Below are 26,070 nucleotides of genomic sequence, written 5' to 3'. Positions count from 1 at the left end.
TCGCGTCGGCGTGCGTTATGCAGACCTATACCGAAGCATAGGTTGGGCATCGAAACCTCTCGGCTCGATCGCACTTTGGCGTAGTAGTGCTGCCGATCCTAATTCCGCTATGTAAGTCCCGACGGTAACGTCACACGTTGGTGGGGCATGTACGGGACTATCTGTCGCTCAATCGGTTCCCAGCGGCAGGCATCAAGCGCAGGTCATGGTTGACGTGTGGCGGACACGCGGTTGATAATATACTGTGTAAGCGCAGCCAATTTCGTGTCCAGCAGATCTCCCTAAGGCGAGGATCATGGGCGTGCTAGATTCAGCATCCGGAGCATATTCAGGAAGCTTAGGCAGCCCCATAGCGATTCTTGTCGATGACGACACAGAGGTCCGCGACTCCCTGGAGGAGTTGCTGACTTCCGTCGGCATCGAGTCGATATCGTTCTCTTCGACCCAGGAAGTGCTGGATGCAGAGCTTCCGGATCGCCCGGCTTGCCTTGTTCTCGATGTGCGCATGCCGGGACTGAGCGGCCTGGATCTCCAGCATCTGCTACTGACCAAGGGCATACAGACGCCGGTTGTGTTCCTGACGGGCCACGGGGACATCGCCATGAGTGTGCAGGCGATGAAAGCGGGGGCGGTTGATTTCCTGACCAAACCTGTGCGCGACCAGACCTTCCTCGATGCAATATCGGCAGCCGTCGCTGCCGATATTGCTCGGAGGGCGGYGGCGACAGTATCGCGCAAGACCATGGCGCTTTACCAGACGCTCACTCCCCGCGAGCGTGAGGTGCTTGGGTTTGTGGTCTCCGGGGCGATGAACAAGCAGATCGCATTCGATCTTGGCATCAGCGAAATCACCGTGAAGCTCCATCGGAGCAACATGATGAAGAAGATGAATGCAAGGTCCCTCACGCATCTCTTGAGTACCTGGCAGTCGATGCCCGCCGATATGCGCTGAAAACGCCATTCGAGGTGCGGCCCTCGCTGCTGGGAGGATATGTGCGCAGCGAGGCGCAGTGGTCCTCGGGGACTGTGATTGATACCGAAACCGCGCATAGGCGGTTTCGGGAGGGTTTGAAATGAAACTGACGACAATGACACAACGCCGCGCCGTAGCTGGGGCGATCGGCGCTGGGACAGTGTTACTTGCTCTGTTTGCCGGGGAGCCTTCCGGCCTGCTGGTCGCCATTGCAGCTATATGCTTCTGCCTGGGATGGAAGGCGGGATTGGCGGCTATTGCCGCAGGCAGTCTGCTTTCAGCTGTGATCGTGCCGGCATACGGGGCCGAGGATGGCGCCGTCCGGTTGGTCGCGTTTGTTGTCGCAGCGTTTGGCCTGTGGTTGGTGGTGAACATATTCAGGAGGATCAGCTTTTTTGACCGGGTCTACCAGGGAGCCGGACCTAGTATCGCCGATATTCCAGGCCTTGGCTGGTCCGCCAATCCGGACGGGCGCCTTCGGTTCCTCAATCCTGCAGCCCTCGAGTACGTTGGTGTCACCGCCGAGGAAATGCGCGAGATCATGGATGCCGACGACTTTTCCTGGTGGCTGAGATTTGTCCATCCCGCCGATGTCGAGACGAGCATGGCGCAATGGCGCCACAGCCTGGAGACGGGCGAGCCGATGATCGAAGAGCAGCGTTTGCGCCGGTTCGATGGCACCTATCGATGGTTTCGCGATACGGGTGTTGCCTCGCGCGATGAGCAGGGGCGAATTGTCGGCTGGTTTGGCCATACCGAAGACATCGATGACCGGCGCAAGGCGGAAGCTGCGCTGCGCCAGAGCGAGAGGGAGCTCAGGCTGCTGGTCGATACGGTTCCTACTATGATCTGGCTGATGACGCCGGCGGGGTTGCCGTACTATTTAAACAAACGGTTCGTCGACTGGGCGGGCATCGACTCGGCCATGGTGGAACCGCGTGGCACGCGGCAATTCGCCTCGCATGTGGAGTTGTTCCATCCCGATGACCGGGCGGCCGTCAAGGCCGTGTTCCAGAAGTCCTTTGCTCGTGGAGAGCCACTCCAGCACAAAGGTCGGCTGTGTCGGAAGGATGGCCAATATCGCTGGATCGATTCGCGCTTCGAACCGCTACGTGACGAAGACGGCACCATCGTTCGCTGGTACGGCGTCAACTTCGACGTCGACGATGAGGTCCGCGCTCAGGAATCCCTGCGTCTGGCGGACGAACGGCTCGCGCGCGCCTTGCGCGCCGCCAGCCTGTCCGAACTGTCGGTGTCCATTGCCCACGAGCTCAACCAGCCGCTGCAGGCGGTCGTGGCCAACGCCGGCGCGTTCCAGAGATGGCTGAACGCCGATCCGCCAAACTTCGATCACGCCAGCCGGGTCGCCCAAAAAATCATCAGAAACGCCGACGCGGCGGCGCAGGTGATCAGCCGCATCCGGGCGCTGTTCAGCAAAACCGAAGGCGATCCGCACGCGATCGATCTGAACGCCGTGATCCGCGAAGTGTGTGATCTCCTGGGTGACAGGATCGCATCGAGCAGCGTCAAGCTGGACCTTCACCTCGATCCCCGCCTTCCTGCGACGGCTGCCGATCGCGTTCAGATGGAGCAGGTCGTCCTCAACCTCGTCCGCAACGGCATCGAAGCGATGCAGGACGTCGCCATTAGCGTGCGAAGCCTGCGGATCGCGTCGCGGCGTCAGAATGACGGAACAGTCCAGGTCGAAGTGCGAGATCGCGGCCGCGGACTTAGCAATCCGGAACGGATTTTCGAGGCGTTCTACACAACCAAGCCGGATGGAATGGGAATGGGCCTGGCAATCTGCCGCTCGATTGTCGAGGCACACTGCGGACGGCTTTGGGCAGAAAATGTCGAGACAGGGGGGGCATCGATAACCTTCAGCCTCCCCATCAACGCTGCCGACGCGGCCAAGACACCTACCGCTGCGATAGTAAGCGCCGGAGTGAGGGCATTCAGAGGTTGATCCGGGGATCGGCCATCGACTGCCCGATTTCGATCAGCGTGTTGATCAAGATGTACAGGATTCCGAAGACGATGGCGACGCCCAGCACTGCCGGGAGATCAGCGCTGGCAAAAGCCTGGACCGTGTAAAGACCCAGACCAGGCCACCCGAAAACGCGCTCGACAACAAGCAAGTTGCCGAAGAGAAGGCGGACCTGCAGGCCGAGCATGGACAGTGGGGCCGTGGCAGCATTGCGCAAACCGTGGCTCAACAGCACCTTTGTCTCGCTGAGACCCTTGCCGCGTGCTGTCCGAACATACGCCTGACTCATCACGTCGTGAAGCGCACCATTCAGGCTTCGCCCAACAGCGATGCCGATCGGCAACGCCAGTGCAAGCGCCGGCAAGATCATGTGCAGCAGCGCGTCGACGCTGACTTCGGGCCGGCCGACCAGTATTCCATCGACGACGTTGAGTCCCGTGGGGCCTGCGAAGTCGCGGTAGGCAAGCCGCCCAGCTCCGGGAAGCCAATCGAGTCGGAACCAGAAAAAGTAGGTGAGTAGTAATGCCGACAGAAAGATCGGCGTGGAACCCACCCCCACCATAGCGAGCCTTATGCCGCCCGATCCCGGAATCAAGAACTGAAGCGCTGCCATGACGCCGGCGAGCGCCACTCCCAAAGCGATCGACGCCAGTCCGAGTTCAAGTGTGGCGGGAAGATATTGCTGAATGTCGTCAGCCACCGGCCGCCTGGTTCTTACCGACGTCCCCAGATCCGCATGCGCGAGGCGCAACAGAAAGCGCCCGTACTGAACGACAGCCGGGTCGTCCAGTCCAAGCTGCTCGCGCATCGCTTCGACCTTTTCCGGCGGAGCGCTCGGCCCGGCAATGGCCCGCGCTGGATCGGCGGGGATAATGCTTTGGAGGCAGAAAACGATGAAGCTCATCACCAGGAGAACGACGACAGCGCCGACGAAGCTTTTGATGAGATATGCCAGCATCTAGGCCCCCCTGAGCGCAGCGCGAATGCCGTCGCCCGCAAGGTTGGCGAGGAGACAGAGGAGAAAGATGATCGCGGCGGGCAGGATCGGCAGCCACCAATAGACGGTGAGACTGTCGAGGGTGCGTGACGTCATCGCTCCGAGTTCAGGCGCCGGTGCAGGCAGTCCAAGGCCAAGGAACGACATTAGCGACATCGTCATGATGATGTTGGCGACATCCAGTGACGCCCCGATGAGCAAGGCCGGGACCACTCCCGGCAACAGGTAACGCAACAGCAGGCGCGGACCGCGCACCCCAGCGATGCGCGCTGCCTCGACATGAGGACGGGCCTTGAGACGACGAATTTCATCGCGGGATATGCGCGCGTACCAGGGCCACCAGAAAATGGCGAGCGCGATCATCGTGTTGACGAGCCCGGGGCCAAGCGAAGCCACGACAGCGAGTGCGATGAGCGTTCCTGGAAGGACTAAGAACAAGTCGACGATCCGCTCAATGACCAGATCGACCTTGTCGCCCATCAGGCCCGAAATCAGTCCGACAAGAGAGCCCACAGTGAGACTGAAACCGATAACGGCAAGCCCTGGCAGCCACGTATATCGAACACCGAGGATCACCCGCGAGAGCAGATCGCGGCCGATCTCGTCGGTGCCGAACCAATGTTCGGCCGAAGGCGGCAGGTAGGCCCCGGCGACGCGCAGTTGTGGATCGAACGGCGTGATCCACGGCGCCAGCACGGCCACAACGGTGACGACAGGCACGCCGAAAATACCGATGCTTTCAAGCCAACCGGCACGCCGGAAGAAATCGCGCCAGTTGAACCGAGGCCGCGCAGGCAGCGTGTCCGGGGTTCGCCTGCTGGTCATCGTCCGCCTCCCGCCTGCAGGCTCGGCATCGCGGCGATGAGGGAGCGCGTGTAGGCGGACTGTGGCGCGGCAATGATGGCATCTGGGTCGGCAACCTCGACCAACTCGCCATCCTTCAGCACCGCGACACGGTCGGCGATGATCCTGGCGGCCGCCAGGTCGTGGGTCACGAACAGCATCGCCATGTCGAGCCGCCGCCGAAGATCGCTAAGAAGGTTCAAGGTCGTGGCTGCCAGCGACACGTCCATGGCGCTGATCGGCTCATCGCAGAGCAGAAGCCTTGGGGGGACGATTACCGCGCGTGCCAGAACGGCGCGCTGGCACTGCCCGACCGACATCTCGGCCGGCAGCGCGTCCATCAGGACCGGATCGAGGCCGACCAGCTTTATTGCCTCTCCGACGCGACGGCGGCCGTAACCACTGTCCAGCGAAACGGCTCGCAGACGCTCGCCGATCTGCTCGCCGATCGTGAGCCATGGCGTCAGCGCCGCCACTGGGTCTTGAAACACGACTTGCGGAGGAAGCTTGTCGAAGCGTGTAACAGTGCCGCTCTCCGGTACCACGAGCCCGGCAGCAATCCTCAGAAGGGTAGACTTGCCGGCGCCACTCTCGCCCACCAGCGCCACGCACTCGCCAAGCTTGATCGAGAGGCTGACCGACCTAAGAACGGGCTGCGGTTGACGCCGTCCCCAAAACGATCGGGGGCCTGTCCGATATGTCTTTCCGACGTTGGATAGCCTCAAGGCGGCGGTTTCCTGGATCGCCTGGGCCGGCCATGGTTTCGCAACAGCGCGCTGCGCTAAGAGAAATGAGGTTTGATTGTGGTGAAGGCAGGCGACCGCACCATCGTGGACGGAAGCAGGCTCCAGCGGTGGGCGGATCGCCGTGCAGTCTGGCTGGGCGATCGGGCAACGTGTCGCGTAGGCGCAGGCGTTCTCAACATTTATGGAGGGTGTGCGCTCGGGCGGGAGCGTGGGAAGCGGGCGCCGTCGATCAGTGTCCAGATCGAATCGAGCGGCGAGCAGGCCGGCGGAATAGGGATGCGCGGCATTGCGGGCCACGTCCCTTGTCCGGCCCATTTCAACGATGCGTCCGGCATAGAGAACCAGGACGCGTTCGGCCAGTGAGGCCGCCACACCCAGATCGTGCGTGACGAACAGAATTGCCGTCTGCTGCTCGCGGGCGAGATCGCGCAACAGGTCGAGGATCTGCGCCTGCATGGTGACATCGAGGGCGGTTGTCGGTTCATCGGCGATGAGCAGCTTCGGTCTTGCCATCATTGCCATGGCGATCAGCACGCGCTGACGCTGCCCCCCCGACAGGCGATGCGGAAGCGCATCGGCGATGCGGTCCGGGTCAGGCAGGCCAGTTCGGCTGAGCCAGTCTTCGATCGATCCCTCGGCCCCCCCACTGGTTTCTCGCATCTGGCGGCGGATCGTCATCGTGGGGTTGAGCGCGCCCATTGGATCTTGCGAGATGGCACGGACGAGTTGGCGGCGGGCCGACTGCCAGGTGCGCCTTCCCGCGCCGACAAGCTCGATCCCTGCAAGCCGGATCGAGCCTGCAACCTGCGGCAGGTATTCGCGCGGCAGGAGCCCCTGAAGCGTCAGCCCGATGCTTGTCTTGCCAGAACCGCTTTCCCCGACCAGCGCGACGATCTCGCCTGGAAACATGTCGAAACTGATGTCATCGAGCACGCGGGAAGGACGGCCTTCACGGCTGAGGAAGACCGAGAGGTCCTTGACGGCGAGAACGGACTCGGTCACGGGTTCGGACATTCGGTGCGCTTGATCATCTGCGGTGCGAGCCTGACCTGCTTGCGGAATGAACCGGACGGCCGGAGTTCAGTGTCCCCAGCGAACGGTGCTGAAGTCGATGTTGCCGGGTGGGTACACGGGACGCAGTCCAAGGTCCTTCAGACCCTTGGCGTGGACAACCACATCGTTGACGTCGACAAGCGGGATGACGATGCCGGCATCGAAATACATCTGCCCCGCTCTCTCGTAGAGAGCGTCGCGTTCTTTGATGTCGGTCAACCGTCCGGCCTGATCCACGATGGCATCGGCTTCCGGCACGACCCGGCCAAAGAAGTTAAGGGGACCGCCTTTTGTGAAGAACACCTTGGCCTGGCTCTCCGGATGAGCGGCGTCCGGGCCCGCGATCGTGAGCAGCAAATCGGGAGGGTTTGGGTCGTCCTTCAAGGTGTAAGCAGCTCCGGAGGGCAGCACGTAGGCCGTTGCCTTTACGCCGATCGAAGCCAGTTGCGCTATCATCAGGTCGGCGATGCGGCCGTAGCTCGGGGCCGCGCTATGAAGGCCGATGACCAAATTGACCGCGCCATGTTTGGCGATCGCGGCTTTCGCTGCCTCGAAGTCGGTCGGGAATCGGATCGGGCTCACTGGGTCGAGCATCACGTTGGGATATACCGACCTCGACAAGCTTGCGAACTCTCCAAAGGCGTCCTTGACCCACAGCGCCGGGTTGATCGCTGTCAAAACGGCCTTGCGGACCTCCGCGTCGTCGAGCGGCGAGTTCGGCTTAACGAAGAGATAGTACGGTATCATGCTCGGGGCGGCGGTGATCTCCAGACCCCCCGGCAGGCTGGTAAGTTGCGCGAACGGATAGTTGATCGGCACGGCATCGATCGCACCCGCCTGCAATTGAAGTATCTGCTGGCTGATATCGGGCACGACCGAAATCTGGATCTGCCGGAAGAACGGTTTGTCACCCCAGTAGTCGTCGTTGCGTTCGAGCACATAGCGCTGACCGCGTTTGAATTCAGCCAGTTTGAATGGACCGGTGCCGACCGCATGCTCATTGAGCCAGGTCTTCGCGAAGTCGCCGTTATCATGCTCGGCGAGCGCTACGGGACTGATGATCTTTGGCCCCCACGCACTGGAAAGGGCATCGAGGAGCGAAGGCTGAGGATGGCCCAGCGTGAGCACGACCGTCGAATCGTCGGGCGCCCTCATGTCCTTTACATTGGCCAGGCGGTAGCTCTGGCTCAGCCCACGATCGCGGAGCCTTTCGAACGACTTTATGACCGCTGCCGCATTGAATGGCGTGCCGTCGTGGAATTTGATGCCTTCGACCAGGTGGAATGTGTAAGTCAGCCCGTCGTCCGAGATATCCCAACTCCTGGCGAGCCGACCGACGATCCTTGTCGAACCCGGCTCGTATTCGACGAGGCCTTCGTAGACGTTGTCAATTGCGCTCATCGCGCCGGTCTCAAACCCGTTGTCGGGATCGAATGTGCCGATATCGGCCACATACGGTATGCGTAATACATCCTGAGCGAACGCCGGCGCCACCCAAAGCAGCAAACCGATCGCGAGTCCCAGCATACGCAGGCCAAAGCTGCGTCTGGAGGATTGTTTGGCCGGACGAGAGTAGGACGTCTGCATTAATTGTCCCTGTTGGCCTGGTCTTTCGGCGAGGGCACTGCGGCAAGCCATACGCACTCAAATCCTTAGCCGAAGAGGGCATCTCAGGCCCTTGTTCAACTCAGCATCCGCCGATGCCGTCGAGACTTTCCTTCGTCCCTCGACATCGGCGCTGGCAGCCAGACTATACACTGCCCGGTTGCACGATACGTCAGCCCACCGATAGCAGTCTATGAGTCCCCGGCAGAGGATACCCTATCCTTAGGCATAGATTGTTGAAACGCGAATGCCGGCTCAGCAAAGGTCGATCGAACCGAATGAGATTGCTGAAAGCACTGCGGCCGACATCAATTCTCATCCGACCGGCGGGCATGGTGTCGAGAATATCCACCCTGTCGCACAGGGTAGCCTTCACACACTGAGGCATCGGGCCCAAGCTTCTTTTGAACCAAGGTGTGTCTCTCTTGACGACCTCCCAGCACATCTGCGAGCAGAAGCGATAATGGAACAGTCGCCGGTGAAAAGTGGAGCCGCAGTGGATACAGTTCATTGGCTGCCTCCAAGGTATCCGTGCCAGGCCGTATCGTGCCGTGGTTGGCAGCCTGCCGGCTGGACTTGCCTCGATTCAACCTTGATCGCGCGACGCGCACAGGCGGGTCCCGGGCCTCGCATATAGTGGAGCTCGGGCCTGTAGCGGGGTGCGATGAATTCGCGAACCGCAGATGCCAACTGTACGGCTAGTGACATCCCCACGACGTTCCGGGCTGCGAAAGCTGGTACGGCAAGGGATGTGAGGTGCGACGGCATTCCCGCGAGATCGTACATTGACTCCTCCATGAGGATTGCGGCTTTGGGAAACAGAATGCGCCGACTCCTCCCGCGAACCTATTCTGCAAGAGTATCTGCGATGCGATGCCAAGGTCTTGGAAGGATGCGCCCAATGGAGGGCGATCCTGATAGGATCCTGTCGGATAGTTTCGGCCCGTTCACCTCGCCTGTCTGTGGAAAAGCCTGAAGGCAAATTCACTGGCGAGGTCGTGGGCTATCAAGACAAGCGGGTGAAGAACTTCGCCCAATGGCGAATACCATTGGTGCGCGCATCAGGGCGGGTATTGATGCAGGCCATACGATTTGTCTCTTCGTGCCGCCCAAGGGCTTTTAGGAACGCGGGGATCGTGGGAGCTGATTGTATGCTCTTCTACCCTGCGCTCTCTCGCTACGAAGCTTGGGCCGAATGGTCCAATCGTTGGGCAGTGGTCGCCCTATCCCTGCTCGGATGCGGGTCTGCGCAGGGACCGATGTGGACGCACGTTATGATTGGGCATTGCGTTGCGACGATCCCTGTCATGGAGCTTGTGGCAGGTCGCAGGTCGCAGATACCTTCGAGCACTAAGTCCGGAGCCCGCAGATAATCTAGCGTGACCACCGGGGACGAGCTCGCGGACCTGCTGCGGCCGTCCCCGGGAAGGCGGTGCGGCTGAAATGATGGCAGAGCTGCGCGTTCGTGATTCAGAAACGAGTAGTGCTACCGAAGTGTCAGAAATCCTAGACGTTCGGACGAAGCAAGCTAGCCCGACACCTGATCGACCTGCAGCGCCTTTCTAAAATAACTTGATCAGGGCCATCCGCGTTTGGAGGCCTGCTGTGCAAGATCGTCTGGAGGACGAGATGTCCGAGATGCCCGCCACCAAGAGCTTCGCCGACCCAACCGACGAGGCCGCACCAGCTGAGCAACCTGCTTCCCCCGTCGTGTGGCCCGCGCAGTCCGAGCAGCCCGGCTTGCTGCCGGTTCCCGCCGCGGTCACCCCTGAGGAGGTGATCGCGCCGGAACCCAGGCGCCGCCTCAAGCGCCTCGTGTTTGCGCTCGCGCTCATGGCTGGCACGGCGGGAGGCGGCTACTGGGGCTACGATTACTGGACGAACGGCCAATATCTGGAATCGACTGACGACGCCTATGTGAAGGCCGACTCCACGACAGTCGCGCCGAAAATCTCAGGCTACATCGCCGAGGTGCTGGTCCGCGACAACCAAAACGTCACGGCGGGACAGGTTCTCGCCCGCATAGACGACCGCGACTTCCGCGCCGCACTTGCTCAAGCCGAGGCCGAGGTCAAGGCGGCCGAGGCGACCGTCCGCAATCTCGATGCGCAGATCGCGCTGCAGCAATCGCTGATCGAGCAGGCAAAGGCGACGGTCGCCGCGACGCAGGCCTCGCTGAGGTTCGCCACGGCCGACGCCGACCGTTACGCCGCGCTGGCCAAGAGTGGCACTGGCACAGCCCAGAAGGCCGAGGCCAGCCGCGCCGAGGCGGACCAGTTCGCCGCCGGGTTGGCGCGCGACCAAGCTTCGGTCGTTGCGGCTGAGACCAGGATTGATGTTCTCGCCACCGAGCGCGACAAGGCGCTTGCGCAGGTAGACCGTGCGGAGGCCGCGGGCGAGCAGGCCAGGCTCAATCTTTCCTATGCGACCATCACTGCGCCGGTCGACGGTACCGTCGGCGCGCGCACGCTTAGAGTTGGCCAGTATGTCGGGGCCGGCACGCAGCTGATGGCGGTGGTGCCGCTGAATGCCGTTTATGTCGTCGCCAACTTCAAGGAGACGCAGCTCACCTACGTACGTGATGGCCAGCCGGTGCGCGTCGCCATTGACGGCTTGCCCGGCGTCGAGCTGACGGGCCATGTCGACAGCCTGTCGCCGGCGAGCGGCYTGGAATTCGCGCTGCTGCCGCCCGACAACGCCACCGGCAACTTCACCAAGATCGTGCAGCGCATCCCGGTGAAGATTGTGGTCGATGATCACGATTTCGCCGGGGTGTTGAGGCCGGGCATGTCGGTCGAGCCGACCATCGATACCAAAGGGACGGCGGGCGGATAATCTCCCGACGCTCTCGACTATCGACATCGGTTTTTCGGCCATCCTCCCTGCACTTACGGAGTTGCAGCCATGACCGCCATCGTCTCGTCCATCCCCGCTCCGGCCGATACCGCCTGGAACGCGACCGGGGCTGCTGGTGCCGCCACATCGCCGCGCGTCTGGGTGGCGGTGGTTGGCTCTACACTCGGCGCTTTCATGGCCGTGCTGAACATCCAGATCGTCAACGCCTCGCTTGCCGACATCCAGGGCGCTATCGGCGCCGGCATCGACGACGGTGGCTGGATCTCGACCGCCTATCTCATCGCCGAGATTGTCGTGATCCCGCTGACGGGCTGGCTGTCGCAGGTCTTCTCGCTACGCAATTACCTGATCGCCAACGCGGTCCTGTTCCTTGCCTTCTCGGTCGCCTGTGCATTCGCCGCGAACCTCGGGCAGATGATCGTGTTGCGGGCGATCCAGGGCTTCACCGGCGGTGTGCTGATTCCCATGGCCTTCACCATTATCATCACGCTGCTGCCCAAGGCCAGGCAGCCGATTGGGTTGGCGCTGTTCGCACTCTCGGCCACCTTCGCGCCGGCGATCGGACCGACCATCGGCGGCTACCTCACTGAGAACTGGGGCTGGCAATACATCTTCTACGTCAATCTGGTGCCCGGCGCGCTAATGATCGGCATGCTGTGGTTCTCGCTCGACCGCACCCCGATGCAGCTTGCTCTGCTTGGTAAGGGCGACTGGCGGGGTATCGTGACCATGGCCGTCGGGCTTGCCGCGCTGCAGACGGTGCTCGAGGAAGGCAACCAGGACGACTGGTTCGGCTCGCCTTTCATCCTGCGGCTGGCGATCGTCGCGGCCGTGTCGCTCTCGCTATTCGTCTGGATCGAACTCACCTCGAGCCATCCGCTGCTCAACCTGAGACTGCTCGTGCGTCGCAATTTCGGCTTCGGCATCCTAGCCAATTTCATGCTGGGAACAGCGCTCTACGGCTCGGTCTTCATTCTGCCGGTCTATCTCTCGCGCATCCAAGGTTACAATGCCGAGCAGATCGGCATGGTGCTCGCATGGACCGGCCTGCCGCAGCTCTTGCTGATCCCGCTGGTTCCGAGCCTGATGCAGCGCTTCGACGTGCGCCTCGTGATCGCGGCCGGCTTCGCACTCTTCGCCGCCTCGAACTTCATGAACGTGCACATGACCGCCGGCTATGCCAGCGACCAATTGTTCTGGCCGAACATCGTGCGCGCCATCGGCCAGGCGCTGGTTTTCGCGCCGCTCTCGGCGATCGCCACATCAGGCATCGAGAAGGAGCACGCCGGCTCAGCATCGGCTTTGTTCAACATGACCCGCAACCTGGGCGGCGCCGTCGGCATCGCGCTGCTGCAGGCCTTCCTCACCAAGCGCGAGCAGTACCATTCGAACGTGCTGGTGCAGTCGGTCTCACTGTTGGAAGAGGCAACGCGTTCCCGCGTCGAGAGGCTCAGCGCCTACTTCCTGTCGCATGGCGTCAGCGACCACGCGCTCGCCGCGCACAAAGCGGTGATCGCGATTGCACTGAGAGTCCGACAGCAGGCCTACATCATGGCCTTCAGCGACACGTTCTTCCTGCTTGGCATCGCCCTGGTGATCGCGCTCGCAGCCGCTCTGCTCCTGAAGAAGCCCAGCCATATCGAAAGCGGCGGCGCGCACTGAGCCGCGCTGACCGAACCGACCAAAAGGCCGGACACGACTGAGCGGACCGTGAGACGAGCACGGGAATTCGCGCCCTCGCCAACAGGGAGCGGGGTGCATCCACTCGGGCAGCTTAAGGGCGTCACTCCGGAGGTTAGGTGGGCCGGAGGTTTGTTGGGCCGGAGGTTTGGTGGGCATGCCACTCAGCTCGTCTCGCCTAATGGATTTCCATAAGGTGCGGCTGGTGCTTGGTGGGACTAGGGTGGGGTGTGAGTTCGCCAGCGCAGGTCCAGTCACCAAGCACAAGTGCTATACGTAGCACTGACAGTTCCGATGCTTTGCTTGTCCTGGAGGAGCAGCAAATGATGCACGTCTGGTCGCATCGCCCCCAATTTTTGCACCTGGGACTTTTTTTTGCGGCATATGTCCTGGGCTGCGGGTTCGCTCAGCTGCTTGCAACCGTGCCTGGAACAGGTATTTCCATCTGGCCCCCGAGCGGGCTGTTCATCGCTACGCTTGTCCTCGCGTCCAGGCCCAGCTGGCCGTGGTGGGTAGCGGCGGGCTGTCTGGCCGAACTGTTTAGCAATTTCCTGTGGTTCCACAGTCCGCTGCCTGCGGCCTTCCTGATCTATGCCGGCAACGCACTTGAAGCGGTGGTCGGGGCATGGCTCGTGAACCTGACCTGCAAGCGGCCGGTCCGGCTGGAAAGCTTGCAGGAAGTTCTCGCATTCGTGGTATTGGCCGCCGGAATCGCACCTGTCGCAAGCGCGACGGTCGGAAGTGCCACCCTTGCGTGGTTTGGCATGCAATCGCAAACTTTCACGGGGGCTTGGCCGCTATTCTGGATCGGCGACGCCACAGGGGTCCTGATCGTCGCGCCCCTGGCGCTGGTCGTTTTCCAGAACTGGCGTGACGTGACTCAGCTCTCGAAGGCGCGTTGGTTGGAAGTCTGCATCCTGGGGCTGATCTTTCTTGGCGTCGCAACTCTTTCACTCAGCGGTTACCTGCCCTTCGCCTACATAATCATGCCGCCTCTGCTCTGGGCCGCAGTGCGCTTCGAGTTCAAAGGCGCCGCCGTCGCCTTGATCCTCCTCGCGCTGATCACGGCGGTATTCACGATATCCGGTGCCAGCCAATTTGCCGGCGATCCCGAATCTCTGAAGCAAAAGCACATCATGCTGCAGTTGTTTCTGGCCATTTCGGCATTCTCGGCGCTCATCGTCTCCGCCATATCCCAGCAGCACCAGATGGCGCTGCGTACATTGCGACAAAGCGAGCGCCAACTTCAGCGGATGATCGATGCACTCCCGGTCCGCGTGTGGAGCGCTACGTCAACGGGCCAGCCGTTGTACTTCAACAAGCGATACCAGGACCATTTCCGCGCCGTTATCCCGACCTTCGATGCTCTCCAGTCCCCGCGTATCGAGACATTGGTGCAGGAACTCACTCATCCGGAGGACGCTCCCGAGGTACAACGGACGCTGTGGAACTGCTTCGCAACCGGCAACGCCTCCACGATGCGGTTTCGTTGGCGCGAGAAGGATGGCGACTACCGGTGGGCGGAATGCCGGGTAGAACCACGGTGTGACGATGACGGAGCGGTTGCCGAATGGTACGGCGTTTCCCTCGACGTCGACGACGAGGTGCGCGCGCAGGCGGCGTTGCGTGAGCGTGAGCGTGAGCTGTCACTGCTAGTCGACATGGTCCCGGTTAACATTGGTCGTATGGCGCCTGACGGCGAGCCGACCTTCTTCAGCAAGCGTACGCTAGAATCTATCGGCCTGGATAACGTTGCGGCTTTGGACAGGCCAGGAATGAGCCGCGTGGCGGCGATGATAGGGGCAACCGTCCATCCGGAGGATGGACCCCGTATGAGGGAAGTACTTGGCCGCGCCCTCGCAACCGGCGAACCCTACACCATGAAGTATCGCCGACGCCGCGCGGACGGCGTCTATCGCTGGATGGAGGGCCGCGCGGAGCCGCTGCGGAATCAAGCGGGAACGATCGTGCAATGGTACGTGGCTGCCATGGACATCGACGATGAGGTGCGCGCGCAGGAGGCATTGCGCGACCGGGAGCGGGAACTCGCGCAACTCGTGGATATGGTTCCGAGCCTGCTTTGGCGGCTGAGTTCGGAGGGCGAGCCGACCTTCTTCAACAAGCGCCTAGTGATTTTTCTCGGTCTGGACATAGGAGACGCAGACAAGCCGGGCATGAGCCGGCTGGCGGCTGTCATACAGACGGTCGTCCATCCCGATGATGCTGCAGGTCTGTCGGAAGCGTTCAACCATTGTTTCGTCACGGGCGAGCGCTTCTCCAAGAAGTATCGCCTGCGGCGTGCGGATGGCGTCTACCGTTGGGTCGAAGGCAGCGCGGAGCCGCTGCGAGATGAGAGCGGGCGCATCGTCGAGTGGTACGGGCTCTCGCATGACATCGACGATCAGCTGCTCGTCGAGGAGGCGCTGCGACGCAGCGAGCGGCAGCTGCAGCAGCTCATCGACACCGTGCCAGTGCAGATGTGGTGTGTAACGCCTGGCGGCGAGCCAGCATACATCAACAAAACCATGATGGACTATATCGGTCTGAAGCTGGAAGATTTTGATGCTGAGGGCGGATTGCCGAGTGCCATCCAAACCATCGTCCATCCGGATGACAGGGCCGCGTTGCTGGGCGCCTTGACCCATTCCTTCAGCACGGGTCAACCGTTCGAGCTGAAGTTTCGCAACCGCCGGTCGGATGGCTCATACCGCTGGACAGAGGGCCACGCGGATCCACTCCGTGATGAGAGCGGTCGCATTATCCGGTGGTACGGAGCCAATGTTGATATCCACGATCATGTGACTTCTCAGGAGGCGCTGCGCGAGAGAGAACGCTTCCTCTGGCAGCTCGTCGAAACGCTGCCGGCGATGATCGATTGCGCCGCGCCGGATGGCGAGCCGGTTTATCGCAGCCAGCAGCTCCGCGAATTTCTCGGATACAATCTCGAAGAATTAGACGGGACAGGAAAGTCCCGGCTGGTCGGCACACTCGACGCCGGCGTTCATCCCGACGATGTGGCGGGCGTCAAGGAGAGATATGCCCATTCGCTGTCCACCGGCGAGCCTTATGCGCGGAGGCATCGTCTGCGGCGCTTCGATGGCGAATATCGCTGGGTCGAGACACGCGCCGCGCCGATGCGCAACGCCGAAGGCGCCATTATGCAATGGAACGTGATCTGCCTGGACATCGACGGTGAGGTTCGGGTGCAGGAACAATTGCGCCTTGCCCAAGAGAACCTTGCGCGTCAGACCCAGGCGGCCAGCCTGGCCGAGCTCTCCGCATCGATCGCGCATGAGGTCAACCAGCCCTTGGCGGCCGTTGTGGCGAACTCGCATGCATGCCAGCGTTGGCTCACCGCCGACCCTCCCAATATCGAGCGGGCGCAGAAAACGGTGGGGCGCGTCATCCGGGACGCCAACGCGGCGGCGGATGTCGTCAGCCACATCCGCGCCTTGTTCAAACAATCCATGGAAACCCAGAGGACCAACACAGCGCTGTCTAGCGTCATTGGCGAGGCGCTGGATCTCATGGCGGAGGAGGCGGGGCGGCATCGTGTCCGCATCAATACCGACGTCGAACGCGATCTTCCGCTTCTGTTGCTCGATAGCGTCCAGATCCAGCAGGTCCTGGTCAATCTCATGCGCAACGGTATGGATGCGATGGACTCTGTTGCGGGCGAGAGGGTCCTTGGCGTGCGCGTGCGCCGACTGGGCGATGTGATCCAGACGGACATCAGCGATCGCGGGCAGGGCGTCGAGTTTCCGGAGAGAATATTCGAGCCGTTCTTCACGACGAAAGGGCATGGGATGGGCATGGGGCTGGCGATCTGCCGTTCGATTGTCGAGTCCCACGCCGGCCGGCTGTGGGTGGAGACGAACGAACCGCACGGAACGACGTTCCTCTTCACGTTGCCGGTTAAAGCGAAAGCGGCGCCATGAAGCCCGAAGACCATATTGTCTACATCGTCGATGACGATGAACGCATTCGCGAGGCGCTCGGCGAACTCCTGGAGTCACACGACATGCACGCTATCGCGTTCGCATCGGCCGGCGATTATGTCGGCGTCGACAAGCCGGACTTGCCGGCCTGCCTCATCCTCGATGTCGAATTGCCGGATATCAACGGCCTCGAGCTGCAGAGGCAGATCGCCGAGGGGGATCATCCGCCGATCGTTTTCATAACAGGGCACGGCGACATCCCGTCATCCGTGCGCGCGATCAAGCGCGGCGCCGTGGACTTCCTGACCAAGCCGTTCAGTGATGCGGACCTCATGGCCGCCATCCATGCGGCGATTGCCCAGGATCAGGCAAATAGGTCAGAGCGCGCCGAGCTCGGCGTGTTGAGGCAACGCTATCTCGACCTGACGCCGCGCGAACGCGACGTGCTGCCCCTGGTGGTGAGTGGCTTGCTCAATAAGCAGGCCGCCGCCGAACTGGGGATCAGCGAGGTCACGCTGGAAATCCATAGAAGGAACGTCATGCAGAAAATGGTGGCGGCGTCGTTCGCCGATCTCGTGCGTATCGCGGAGCGATTGGAAATACCGATCACCCACTCGCGCCGGGCGGGAAGGAGCTGAGCGTGAGCAACGTCAGGCGTGTTGTGGCGGTTGTCGACGACGATCCACGACTGATCGAGTCGCTGGAGGAGCTTCTGGAGTCCGCCGGCTATGTGCCCCGCAGCTTCTCATCGGCGGGACAGTTGCTTGTCAGCGGGCTGTCGGGCCTGGACGTGCTCATCACCGACATCGGGATGCCCGGCATGAACGGCTTTGAACTTCGTGACCTGGTGAAGAGGGCGCGTCCGGAGCTGCCGGTGTTCCTGATCACAGGCCGCCACGAGATAGCCGATCAGGACCGCGCGCAGGGCATCAGCGGATTTTTCCGCAAGCCCTTCGATGGCCAAGCCCTGCTTGCGGCGGTCGGCGACTCCTTGCGCAATCAAAAAATGGAGGATGATCATGACAGGTGAGCAGCCGCTTCCGCGGAGATCGGCACCGCTATCACAGCAGTGGGACACGGAGCAGCCGCTCGTCATCATTGTCGATGACGATGCCGCTGTTCGTGAGGCGCTGTCCGAGTTGATCCTGTCGGCGGGCTTGCAGTCGATCTGCTTTGCCTCAACCCGCGAATTCCTCGACGCCGACGTATTGGACGGCCCCGGCTGCTTGATCCTCGACGTGCGCATGCCAGGAGCGAGCGGGCTCGACCTGCAACATCGTCTGGCCCAAAGCGGCAACCCCAAGCCAATCATCTTCCTGACCGGGCATGGCGATATTCCAATGACTGTCCAGGCGATGAAGGCCGGCGCCGTCGACTTTCTCACCAAGCCAGCACGCGACCAAACCCTGCTTGACGCGGTGATTGCGGGGATTGCGATGGACGCCGCTCGGCGGGCGGATGCAGTCGTCGTCAAGCGCAATGTAGAACGCCATGAGACGCTGACGCCACGCGAACGTCAGGTCTTGCGCGAAGTCGCGCATGGACGAGTCAACAAACAGATCGCATTCGACCTCGGAATCAGCGAGATCACCGTCAAGCTCCACCGCGGCAATGTGATGCGCAAGATGGAGGTCGCGTCCATCGGCGAGCTGATCCGGGCATGGGAAACATTGCCGGCTACGATACGTGATACCAGCGCGGCCAGGCCTTCGGCTTGATCCCATGGTCATCCGTGGGATGTCTAAGCGCGGAAGAGGAACCCGTCGCCGGCGCAGAGCCGGAAGCCGCATTCGTCAGGCCGGGCGAACCAAAAGCGGTCGCTCTGGAATTAGAGGGGCTTATTCCTCAAAGGGCGCGTTCGACACGACGTCGACGGAAGACGGCGCCCGGTACCCGGGCACGAAGCGTTCGCCAAAGTCCCGGGCGAAATTGTCGTAGGTTGTTTCCGGGTGCGTCTGGGCGATGTGACAGAAGCACCGTGTCATGCGTCGCTTCATCTCGAGCCGCGGGAATTCACCTACAATCCTGGCGATTTCTGCCGCAGGGATGGTCTCGTACTTGAGTCCGACAACATCCAGGCAGATGCCCGCAGTGCAAAGGGCTACCTCCGCCTCCTTGTAGAGGCCGATCGACGGGGTCGAGTTGAGGGCCACGCTGTCCCATATGAGCTGGGCCCGGCGCTCGTCGACACCGCCTTGTCGTGAGAAGACCCTGGCCAGATCCGCGCCTTCGACTTCGAAACGGCGCGGACCGTCAAAACGCTCGTTGAGCGTGATGTCGTGCAACAGGGCCCCGACCGCGACGACTTCCGCGTCGTGGTCGATGTTACGGAGTTGCCCGAGCCGTGCCGCAAACAACCAGGAGCGGACGACATGATTGAACAGATAAGCCTCGCATTCTCTCCGCGCATATTCAAGAGCCTGTTGCACGAGCGGGGTATCGGGTACCGAGACCCCTGCAAGTATCCGGCTGGTGGTTCCGTTCATCTCGAACTATCTCCTCAATCCGACCGGTTTCGCCGGCCCGTGTCGTCGCCGGTTTCAAGCGGCGGCGCGCATGCGATCTGCGGGGTGCTGCAGGCGAAAGCCGATCGCCAACCTGTTCCAGGCGTTGATCGTAGCGACGCCGATCGACAGCGCGACGAGTTCATCTTCCGAGAAGGCCTTCCGGGCTTCCTCGTAGGCAGCGTCAGGCGCATGGGTTTCTGAGATCCGGGTGAGGGCTTCCGCCCAGGCGAGAGCGGCCCGTTCGCGTTCCGTGTAGAGGGCAGACTCGCGCCAAGCGTCGAGCAGCAGCAGCCGGTCGTCGGTCTCGCCCAGCTTGATGGCGTCTTGCCGGTGCATGTGCAGGCAATGCGCGCAGCCGTTCATTTGCGACACCCGCACCTTGACGAGTTCGAGCAGCTTCGGGTCGAAGCTGTTGGCAAGCCAGCTCTCGATGGCGACGAGACCCTCGATGCCGCCGTTCTTGCGGGCCAGGAAATTCAGACGTTTGGTCATGTGAGGCTCCTGATGTCGGTTGTTGGTTTCATTTTCTCGCGAGGCGCCGGCGTTGTTTCGTCGGCGCCGACGGCTGACGATCTCGGCTAGCGATAGCCGACACCGGCGACGTAGTTGGAGAGTATCTGATCTTGGATCTCTTCCTGTTCGAACAGAGCTTTCATCGCGTCGCGTATGTCGAGAATACCGATAGGCCGGGCGCCTACGTCGACCACGGGCATGTTCTGCAGGTTAGTGGCAGCCATTGTCTGCCACACCTCATGCAGATCATCCTCCGGCGTGCACGAAACGATCTGTCTGCTCATCAGGGCTGAAATTGGCGGCACTGACGTGGCCGAACTGACGAGATGGCGGACGAGGTCAGATTTGCTCAGCACGCCTTCGGCGCCGCCGTTGCCATTGCGGACCACGACAAGGCCGATGCCGGGCCTGGAAAGCGAAAGGGCGGCCGCCTGCACGGTGGCATTGACGTCGATGACGGCAAGGCGTGGCGACGTCAATGCATGCAGTTTGTCGATGAGCATTGCAGCGGTCCTCCATGTTCAAACACCGATCCGTGAGATGGTCGACCTCAGTCGTCGTTGTATGTGGTCAGCTCCGTTTCACTGGTATCGACGACGAACACGGCCAGAAGCTTGGCGGGTTCGGTCGCACTGGCATTTTCGCTGACGCCGTGACGGTCGCCCGGAAATTCCGAGAAGCTTTCGCCGGCGCGATATGTCGTGACCGGTCCGTCATTGACCTGGCTGCGGATTGCGCCTTCGAGAACGGTCGCAAAGATGAACGCGGATTTTGGATGCGTATGTCCAGCAGAAGTGCCGCCTGGTTCGTATTCGACGAGCACGGCGCGCATGCTCTTGCCCGGCACGTTCGGCAGCGTGTGGTCGTAGATCAGCGTGGCCTTGTCGCCATGGGAATCATGGGCGAGCGCCGGGACCGTGACGAGACTGGTTGTGATAGCGGCGGTGCAGAAGATTGTTCTGATCATTGTCGTGACTCCAGTTGGGTGTGTGATGGGGGATCGCCGGCCGGCGAGGGACGACCGGCGATCGGGCTCGCGCCAGGTACGGCGCTAGTCTATGAGCTAATGAATGCCATCAGCTCGGCGTTGACCTGGTCCTGATGCGTGGCGGTGATGCCGTGCGGCGCGCCCGGATAGTAGATGTCCCTGGCACCCTTGATCAGCTTTGCCGACTTCCGCGCCGAGTCCTTAACCGGCACGATCTGATCGTCTTCCCCGTGCAGGACCAGCGTCGGGACATCGAATTTCTTGAGGTCCTCGGTGAAGTCCGTCTCTGAGAATGCCTTGACGCTCTCATAGGCGTTCTTTGCGCCGGCCTGCATGCTCCACAACCAGAACTGGTCCAACGTGCCCTGCGAGACCTTGGCGCCTGGCCGGTTGGCGCCGTAGAAGGCGAGCGCCAGGTCCTTGTAGTATTGCGACCGATCGCCCGCGACGCCGGCACGGATGCCGTCGAAGACTTCCATCGGCAGGCCTTCAGGGTTGGCCTCGGTCTTCAGCATGATCGGCGGAACGGCAGCAATGAGAACCGCCTTGGCGACCCGGCCGGTTCCGTGCCGACCGATGTAGCGGGCGACCTCGCCGCCGCCAGTGGAGTGACCCACTAGCGTGGCGTCCTTGAGGTCTAGCGTTTCGATGACGGCAGCGAGATCATCGGCATAGCCGTTCATGTCGTTGCCGGAGGAAGCCTGGCTCGACCGGCCGTGCCCGCGCCGGTCGTGTGCGACAACGCGGAACCCGTTCTGCGCGAGGAAGAGCATCTGGCCATCCCAGGCGTCGGCATTCAGCGGCCAGCCGTGAGAGAAGGTGACGACCGGGCCCGTGCCCCAGTCCTTGTAGTAGATTTCCGTGCCGTCCTTCGTGGTGATCGTGCTCATGGTCGTCGATCCTTTGGTTGAGGTGGAGGAGGGAAGGTTTTGCTTCCTTCCGCCTGTCCGGTCGCGGCTCGTGACAGGCCGACCGCAACCGTTGCGGCAATGGCGCCTAACAAGACATCGCGGCGGGATGCTCGGTGGTGGGAAGGAAGGTGCTCTTTCATTGTTTGCTCCTTCGTGTTTCGAGCTCGAGGCCCGCGCGACATCCGGCGACGCGCGGCCACGGGTCGGGTCGCTCAATGCGGCCGAGGCGAGGCGTGGCTGAACCAGTCTTCGAAGCGCTTGGCGCCGATCCGCGGGTGATCGCCGGGGACGAGCGACCGGTCGTCCAGCTCCGTGCCGAAATAGGAGGCGTGGGGATCCGCAGCCACCTTGCGTGGATCGTTCGTCGCCTTCAGAAACTGCGCGACAAGGTCGCTCATCCGGACCGGCGCGGGACCAGCGATCTCGATCACGCCGTTGACGGGCGGCGAGAGCGCCACGTCGGTCATGACGTCGGCGACGTCGTCAGAAGCGATCGGCTGAAAATAGGCAGACGGAACCGTTGCAATATTTCCCACCGTTCCCGACTGGGCGATGCCGCCAAGGAACTCGAAAAACTGCGTCGAATGGACGATGGTGTAGGGGATGCCGGAGCCCCGGATCAGCTTTTCCTGAGCCATTTTGGCGCGCATGTATCCGCTCTTGGGCAGACGCTCGGCCCCCACGATCGAAAGCGCGATGTGGTGCTTCACGCCGGCGGCCTTTCCCGCGGCGAGCAGGTTTCGGCCGGACCTCTCGAAGAATTCCAGGACGGCCTTGTCCTCGAAGGATGGCSAATTCGCCAGATCGATGACGACCTGCGCTCCCGTAAGCGCTTCGGTCAATCCTTCGCCTGTGATCGTATTGACACCCGAGTTTGGCGACGCAGCGAGCACTTCATGGCCCTTCTTGCGCAGCCTCTCGACCGTCTTCGAGCCGATGAGTCCGGTGCCGCCTATCACGACGATTTTCATGGTCGAACCTCCTTGTTCGCATTCCAGGGATTGGGGTTGTCTGTCCGAGCGGCCATACAGCCGGCACGTCACCCTGTCTTCGCGGTAAACAATGCGACGGAGACGCCGGCCAAACTATCGAACGGAAGCATCTGTCGTTTGATGCGAAGGTCTAGTGCCGATGCTTTCAGAGACTGGGGGATTCTAGACAGTATGGGACGAAGGGCAGTGCCGGTGCATTGGTCGAACGGACCATCGGCGTAGCTGGTCGATCTTCCCACACACATCGAGCCGCGTCCCGGGGAGCTTCCGGTAGGCCATCCTATCCGGCTGCGCGCGTCGTCCTGATCCTCGACCCAATCGACCGCGGGTGCCTGCCCACATAGTGTTTTCGGCACGACCACAGCAGTTTCGTGCCCGGGGATTGGAGGGACGTCAATTGTCACGCGCAGAAGCAAGACCAGGCACGATTGGCGACAGTGGCTTTGATAGGAAGGCCCAAGTTGCCCTGCACGCCCGCCGTACCGAGCAGCCGACCGCCGGCATCGTTCATGACCTGGGCAATCTCATCCAGGTTGCGTCATCCGCGCTGAACCGCGTCGCGCGGGACCCAAGCATCTCAACGGTTCCGGCCCTTGAGCCCGTGATCGCCAGTGCCAGGACCGCGCTGCAACGCGCTGGCGCGCTCGTGCGAGATACAATGGGCAGAGCCTTGGAGGCTCCCAGAGAAATCGAACACACGGACTTGAGTAGCTGCCTGGCTGAGGTCGAAACTCTCATCCGAAGCGCATGGGAACTGCAGATCCAGCTCGAGGTCCGTATCGGATCCGATTTGCCTCCCGCGATATGCGATCGTTTGGGCCTGCAGAACGCGGTCCTGAATCTCGTGTTCAATGCGCGCGACGCGATGCCTAACGGCGGCTCGATCTCGATAGACGTCGCATTAGCGGATAAAGTCCGTGGCGCCCTTGTCGAGCTGCGCGTCGCAGACACCGGTATCGGTATGACCCAGGAAACCATGGCCCGCGCCTTCGATCCTTTCTTCACCACGAAGTGCCAGGGCCTGGGCGGTATCGGCTTGCCGATGGTGAAGCATTTCGCCGAACAGCATGACGGCAGTGTCGAAATCGACAGCGCGCTCGGGTCAGGCACAACAGTGATCTTGCGATTGCCCGCGGCGGGGCAAGCAGACGTCGGGCCATAGCTGCAACCGAATAGCTGAGGATGCTCACATGAACCCAGCGATCACCGAAAATGCCTCGCAACATCGCTTCGAGCTGCCGATTGCCCATGGCGTGCTCGCAGTGGCCTACTACCGCACGGGCTATCGATGGCCGGTGTCTCGCGCAGCCAGCCGGAATTCACGTCGCGCACGAGTTTCTCGACCGAATTGAGGGTGAGTGTCGTGTCGGCCGCACAATGTATCGCCAGCACGAGGCCGGTGACGCCTCCGTCCGGAGCAGAAATAGGCGGGGTGGTGCCGCTGCCACGCATGGTGCATGATTCCTTCATCGTCTATCCCGTCCCGCGCAACCTGAACTATGCCTATACGAGCCGAGCATCGAACCAGCGGCCGATCCCGGTCTTGGCGACATAGGTCGAGTGTCCAACGCTCATCCGTTGCTTCCTGTTTCCTAAATTTTTGGCGCTCACCAAGACGCAGCGGTCTGGCTCTTCGCCAGACCATTCACCGCCTTGGGAGATCGAGGCCCTCACCCCATTGCGTGTGTAGATTCCGCGCGAGCAAACTGGCCGCCGCCGTGTCTCACCAGCGGCGTTGTCGGGGCGACGCCCCAGAATCTCAGGATGATCGGCAGCAATTTCGAAAGTGCGGACCGTATCGTCATTTTTCGATTCCTCGGCGGGTTGTTCAGGCGAACCACCATGCAAACCTTCGCGAGGTGTGAGCCATCGTGCCTAGGACGCGTGCAGTCGATACATTGGTTTAAGGCTTCCTGAGTGAAGGGCTAAGGTCGTGTCTCGCTGGACACCGGAGCAGCCGCTCGTCATCATTGTCAATGACGATGCCTCTGTTTGTGTCATCGGCGAGTTGATCCCGGCATGGGATACACTGCCTGCGTCGATGCGTCCGGCAGGGCGCAGGGCGCGACCTGGACTCTCGCATAGGCCGATCCATGCCTTTGTCCAATAGGGTCGCATACCTCGCCCGGCCCATTCTTCGTCCTGCCCATGAGGAGTGACATGAATCGATGTCATCGGCGGTCGGGGCGCTCGGGCAAAGTTGTTGAGCGGCTCGGTGAAAAGGGACATGATGTCGTTTGTCAAATGGCTCCAGAACTAACCCTGTCGATATCCGATTTTGGCTCTGACCACGGCGTTAGAAAACGAGCCATGACAACTTGTCGCGGCTTTACCAACAGTCGGACTGAGGCCGCTCTTGCCAGCTCGTTCGCGCCTGGAGGAGATAAGCGATGGATTTCGATGCTGCATTCCTGTCGCGCCTGCAATTCGCCTGGGTCATCGGCTGGCACATCCTGCTGCCGGCTATTACCGTAGGATTGGCGGCGTTCATCGCGATGCTGGAAGGCCTCAATTTTTTCACCGGAAGGGACATCTATCTCCGCATCTCGACGTTCTGGATCAAGATCTTCTCGATTGCGTTCGGGATGGGCGTCGTCACCGGGGTCGTCATGCCCTTTCAGTTCGGTACGAACTGGAGCCGCTTTTCCGACGCCACCGCCAACGTGCTCTCCCCGCTTTTCGCCTATGAGGGTCTGACGGCATTCTTCCTGGAGGCGGCCTTCCTCGGCGTCCTTCTGTTCGGACGGCAACTGGTGCCACGCTGGGCGCATTTCGTCGCCGCACTGATGGTGGCACTCGGAACTTTGCTTTCTTCCTTCTGGATCCTGTCGGCCAATAGCTGGATGCAGACGCCGGCCGGCTACGAGATCATCGACGGTCGTTTCTTCCCGACGGATTGGTTCAAGGTGGTCTTCAATCCTTCCTTCCCATACCGGCTGGCGCATACCGTGGTCGCCTTCTTCGTCACGACCGGCTTCGTCGTCATGGGCGTCGGCGCCTATCTGATGCGTCGCGGGCGGTCCGTCGCGGAAGGGCGAACGATGCTGTCCATGACGCTCTGGCTGCTTACGGTGCTGGTCCCGCTCCAGATTTTCATCGGCGACCAGCACGGTCTGAACACGCTTGAGCACCAACCGGCCAAGCTCGCTGCGATCGAAGCGCGTTGGGAAACCGCGAGGCGGGTGCCACTGACGCTTTTCGCCATTCCGGACGACAAGGGCGAGCGCAACCGCTTTGTCATCGACCTTCCCTGGCTTGGCAGCCTCATTCTGACCCACGAGCTTGACGGCGAGGTCAAGGGCCTCAAGGACTTTCCGGCTGACCAGCGCCCACCTGTCGCGATCCCCTTCTTCGCTTTCCGGGTTATGGTCGGTTGCGGCATGCTGATGCTCGGGCTCGTCCTTTTCGGCGGATGGCTTCGCTGGCGCGAACAACTGGACACTTCGCGGGCTTTTCTCACGATCACTCAGATCGCGGCGCC

20 protein-coding genes and 2 pseudogenes are annotated in these 26,070 nt (G+C 61.7%); 11 read left to right on the top strand and 11 right to left on the bottom strand.

All coding sequences use genetic code 11. From position 1 onward, the window contains the following. The first annotated feature begins 295 nt into the window (after nt 1-295). Both AC1D08_RS30725 and AC1D08_RS30720 read left to right on the top strand, forming a co-directional pair. Nucleotides 296-952: a response regulator transcription factor gene (locus tag AC1D08_RS30725; protein WP_477424849.1), complete on the top strand. Its 657-nt coding sequence runs from the start codon at nt 296-298 to the stop codon at nt 950-952. A 121-nt stretch (nt 953-1,073) separates the two neighbouring features. Next, a complete protein-coding gene (locus tag AC1D08_RS30720) occupies nt 1,074-2,939 on the top strand; it encodes a PAS domain-containing sensor histidine kinase (RefSeq protein ID WP_477424847.1) in 1,866 nt (621 codons plus the stop codon). Here the strand turns inward: AC1D08_RS30720 and AC1D08_RS30715 are convergent. The 5 genes from AC1D08_RS30715 to AC1D08_RS30695 all read right to left on the bottom strand — a co-directional run bounded on the left by AC1D08_RS30715 (nt 2,929) and on the right by AC1D08_RS30695 (nt 8,972). Continuing rightward, complete coding sequence (locus tag AC1D08_RS30715; RefSeq protein ID WP_477424845.1) at nt 2,929-3,918, bottom strand: ABC transporter permease; 990 nt, start codon at nt 3,916-3,918, stop codon at nt 2,929-2,931. The two genes, AC1D08_RS30720 and AC1D08_RS30715, sit on opposite strands and share 11 nt — an antisense overlap. Further along, nucleotides 3,919-4,782: an ABC transporter permease gene (locus AC1D08_RS30710; protein WP_477424843.1), complete on the bottom strand. Its 864-nt coding sequence runs from the start codon at nt 4,780-4,782 to the stop codon at nt 3,919-3,921. It lies immediately after the preceding gene. Continuing rightward, nucleotides 4,779-6,560, bottom strand: coding sequence for an oligopeptide/dipeptide ABC transporter ATP-binding protein (locus AC1D08_RS30705; RefSeq protein ID WP_477424841.1), 1,782 nt, complete (start codon nt 6,558-6,560; stop codon nt 4,779-4,781). The genes AC1D08_RS30710 and AC1D08_RS30705 overlap by 4 nt, the downstream gene beginning before the upstream one ends. Nucleotides 6,561-6,626: 66 nt before the next feature. Continuing rightward, nucleotides 6,627-8,186 (bottom strand): ABC transporter substrate-binding protein, encoded by a 1,560-nt coding sequence (locus AC1D08_RS30700; protein WP_477424839.1) that lies wholly within the window; start codon nt 8,184-8,186, stop codon nt 6,627-6,629. 525 nt (nt 8,187-8,711) lie between these two features. Next, nucleotides 8,712-8,972 (bottom strand): hypothetical protein, encoded by a 261-nt coding sequence (locus AC1D08_RS30695; protein ID WP_477424936.1) that lies wholly within the window; start codon nt 8,970-8,972, stop codon nt 8,712-8,714. A gap of 861 nt (nt 8,973-9,833) precedes the next feature. Here AC1D08_RS30695 and AC1D08_RS30690 point away from each other — a divergent pair. The 6 genes from AC1D08_RS30690 to AC1D08_RS30665 all read left to right on the top strand — a co-directional run bounded on the left by AC1D08_RS30690 (nt 9,834) and on the right by AC1D08_RS30665 (nt 18,396). Continuing rightward, on the top strand, nt 9,834-11,039 hold the full coding sequence (locus AC1D08_RS30690) for an HlyD family secretion protein (RefSeq protein WP_477424838.1): 1,206 nt from the start codon (nt 9,834-9,836) through the stop codon (nt 11,037-11,039). Between the two features lie 69 nt (nt 11,040-11,108). Beyond that, the gene (locus AC1D08_RS30685) at nt 11,109-12,722 is read left to right on the top strand and encodes an MDR family MFS transporter (protein ID WP_477424836.1); all 1,614 of its coding nucleotides are present in this window, start codon (nt 11,109-11,111) and stop codon (nt 12,720-12,722) included. 341 nt (nt 12,723-13,063) lie between these two features. Beyond that, nucleotides 13,064-16,678: a PAS domain-containing protein gene (locus AC1D08_RS30680; protein WP_477424834.1), complete on the top strand. Its 3,615-nt coding sequence runs from the start codon at nt 13,064-13,066 to the stop codon at nt 16,676-16,678. Next, a complete protein-coding gene (locus tag AC1D08_RS30675; RefSeq protein ID WP_477424832.1) occupies nt 16,675-17,316 on the top strand; it encodes a response regulator transcription factor in 642 nt (213 codons plus the stop codon). Before AC1D08_RS30680 ends, AC1D08_RS30675 begins: the two co-directional genes overlap by 4 nt. A gap of 2 nt (nt 17,317-17,318) precedes the next feature. Continuing rightward, entirely contained in the window at nt 17,319-17,708 is a 390-nt protein-coding gene (locus AC1D08_RS30670) for a response regulator (protein WP_477424830.1), read from the top strand. Then, nucleotides 17,698-18,396, top strand: a complete 699-nt coding sequence (locus AC1D08_RS30665; RefSeq protein WP_477424828.1) for a response regulator transcription factor — start codon at nt 17,698-17,700, stop codon at nt 18,394-18,396. Before AC1D08_RS30670 ends, AC1D08_RS30665 begins: the two co-directional genes overlap by 11 nt. A 120-nt stretch (nt 18,397-18,516) precedes the next feature. On the opposite strand, the gene AC1D08_RS30660 is transcribed toward AC1D08_RS30665, so the two are convergent. The 6 genes and pseudogenes from AC1D08_RS30660 to AC1D08_RS30635 form a co-directional block, all read right to left on the bottom strand. Beyond that, complete coding sequence (locus AC1D08_RS30660) at nt 18,517-19,164, bottom strand: HD domain-containing protein (protein ID WP_477424827.1); 648 nt, start codon at nt 19,162-19,164, stop codon at nt 18,517-18,519. Between the two features lie 54 nt (nt 19,165-19,218). Further along, nucleotides 19,219-19,677 (bottom strand): carboxymuconolactone decarboxylase family protein, encoded by a 459-nt coding sequence (locus tag AC1D08_RS30655; protein WP_477424825.1) that lies wholly within the window; start codon nt 19,675-19,677, stop codon nt 19,219-19,221. An 86-nt stretch (nt 19,678-19,763) separates the two neighbouring features. Next, complete coding sequence (locus AC1D08_RS30650; RefSeq protein ID WP_477424823.1) at nt 19,764-20,201, bottom strand: CBS domain-containing protein; 438 nt, start codon at nt 20,199-20,201, stop codon at nt 19,764-19,766. Between the two features lie 47 nt (nt 20,202-20,248). Then, nucleotides 20,249-20,665, bottom strand: a complete 417-nt coding sequence (locus AC1D08_RS30645; RefSeq protein ID WP_477424821.1) for a cupin domain-containing protein — start codon at nt 20,663-20,665, stop codon at nt 20,249-20,251. An 89-nt stretch (nt 20,666-20,754) separates the two neighbouring features. Beyond that, a pseudogene (locus tag AC1D08_RS30640) lies at nt 20,755-21,737 on the bottom strand (alpha/beta fold hydrolase). A gap of 72 nt (nt 21,738-21,809) precedes the next feature. Then, nucleotides 21,810-22,568, bottom strand: coding sequence for an SDR family oxidoreductase (locus AC1D08_RS30635; RefSeq protein WP_477424819.1), 759 nt, complete (start codon nt 22,566-22,568; stop codon nt 21,810-21,812). Between the two features lie 418 nt (nt 22,569-22,986). Between AC1D08_RS30635 and AC1D08_RS30630 the strand changes: the two genes are divergently transcribed. The 3 genes and pseudogenes from AC1D08_RS30630 to AC1D08_RS30620 all read left to right on the top strand — a co-directional run. Then, entirely contained in the window at nt 22,987-23,751 is a 765-nt protein-coding gene (locus tag AC1D08_RS30630; RefSeq protein ID WP_477424817.1) for a sensor histidine kinase, read from the top strand. A gap of 219 nt (nt 23,752-23,970) precedes the next feature. Next, nucleotides 23,971-24,099 (top strand): annotated as a pseudogene (locus AC1D08_RS30625) (cytochrome b); the annotation flags it as partial. An 880-nt stretch (nt 24,100-24,979) separates the two neighbouring features. Further along, nucleotides 24,980-26,070, top strand: a 1,091-nt coding sequence (locus AC1D08_RS30620) for a cytochrome ubiquinol oxidase subunit I (protein ID WP_477424815.1), incomplete at its 3' end; no start/stop codon positions are given.

The sequence above is a fragment of the Mesorhizobium sp. P2_E6 genome (assembly GCF_056403835.1).
The sequence above is the reverse complement of the archived record's forward strand: the minus strand, read 5'-3'. Positions and strand labels throughout refer to the sequence as shown.

Bases quoted from the DNA above. Each gene is read 5' to 3' on its own strand.
- AC1D08_RS30665 (WP_477424828.1), top strand. From the start codon at position 17,698: ATGACAGGTGAGCAGCCGCTTCCGCGGAGATCGGCACCGCTATCACAG.
- AC1D08_RS30650 (WP_477424823.1), bottom strand. From the start codon at position 20,201: ATGCTCATCGACAAACTGCATGCATTGACGTCGCCACGCCTTGCCGTC.
- AC1D08_RS30710 (WP_477424843.1), bottom strand. From the start codon at position 4,782: ATGACCAGCAGGCGAACCCCGGACACGCTGCCTGCGCGGCCTCGGTTC.
- AC1D08_RS30660 (WP_477424827.1), bottom strand. From the start codon at position 19,164: ATGAACGGAACCACCAGCCGGATACTTGCAGGGGTCTCGGTACCCGAT.
- AC1D08_RS30680 (WP_477424834.1), top strand. From the start codon at position 13,064: ATGATGCACGTCTGGTCGCATCGCCCCCAATTTTTGCACCTGGGACTT.
- AC1D08_RS30645 (WP_477424821.1), bottom strand. From the start codon at position 20,665: ATGATCAGAACAATCTTCTGCACCGCCGCTATCACAACCAGTCTCGTC.
- AC1D08_RS30685 (WP_477424836.1), top strand. From the start codon at position 11,109: ATGACCGCCATCGTCTCGTCCATCCCCGCTCCGGCCGATACCGCCTGG.
- AC1D08_RS30655 (WP_477424825.1), bottom strand. From the start codon at position 19,677: ATGACCAAACGTCTGAATTTCCTGGCCCGCAAGAACGGCGGCATCGAG.
- AC1D08_RS30715 (WP_477424845.1), bottom strand. From the start codon at position 3,918: ATGCTGGCATATCTCATCAAAAGCTTCGTCGGCGCTGTCGTCGTTCTC.
- AC1D08_RS30720 (WP_477424847.1), top strand. From the start codon at position 1,074: ATGAAACTGACGACAATGACACAACGCCGCGCCGTAGCTGGGGCGATC.
- AC1D08_RS30675 (WP_477424832.1), top strand. From the start codon at position 16,675: ATGAAGCCCGAAGACCATATTGTCTACATCGTCGATGACGATGAACGC.
- AC1D08_RS30700 (WP_477424839.1), bottom strand. From the start codon at position 8,186: ATGCAGACGTCCTACTCTCGTCCGGCCAAACAATCCTCCAGACGCAGC.
- AC1D08_RS30705 (WP_477424841.1), bottom strand. From the start codon at position 6,560: ATGTCCGAACCCGTGACCGAGTCCGTTCTCGCCGTCAAGGACCTCTCG.
- AC1D08_RS30695 (WP_477424936.1), bottom strand. From the start codon at position 8,972: ATGCCGTCGCACCTCACATCCCTTGCCGTACCAGCTTTCGCAGCCCGG.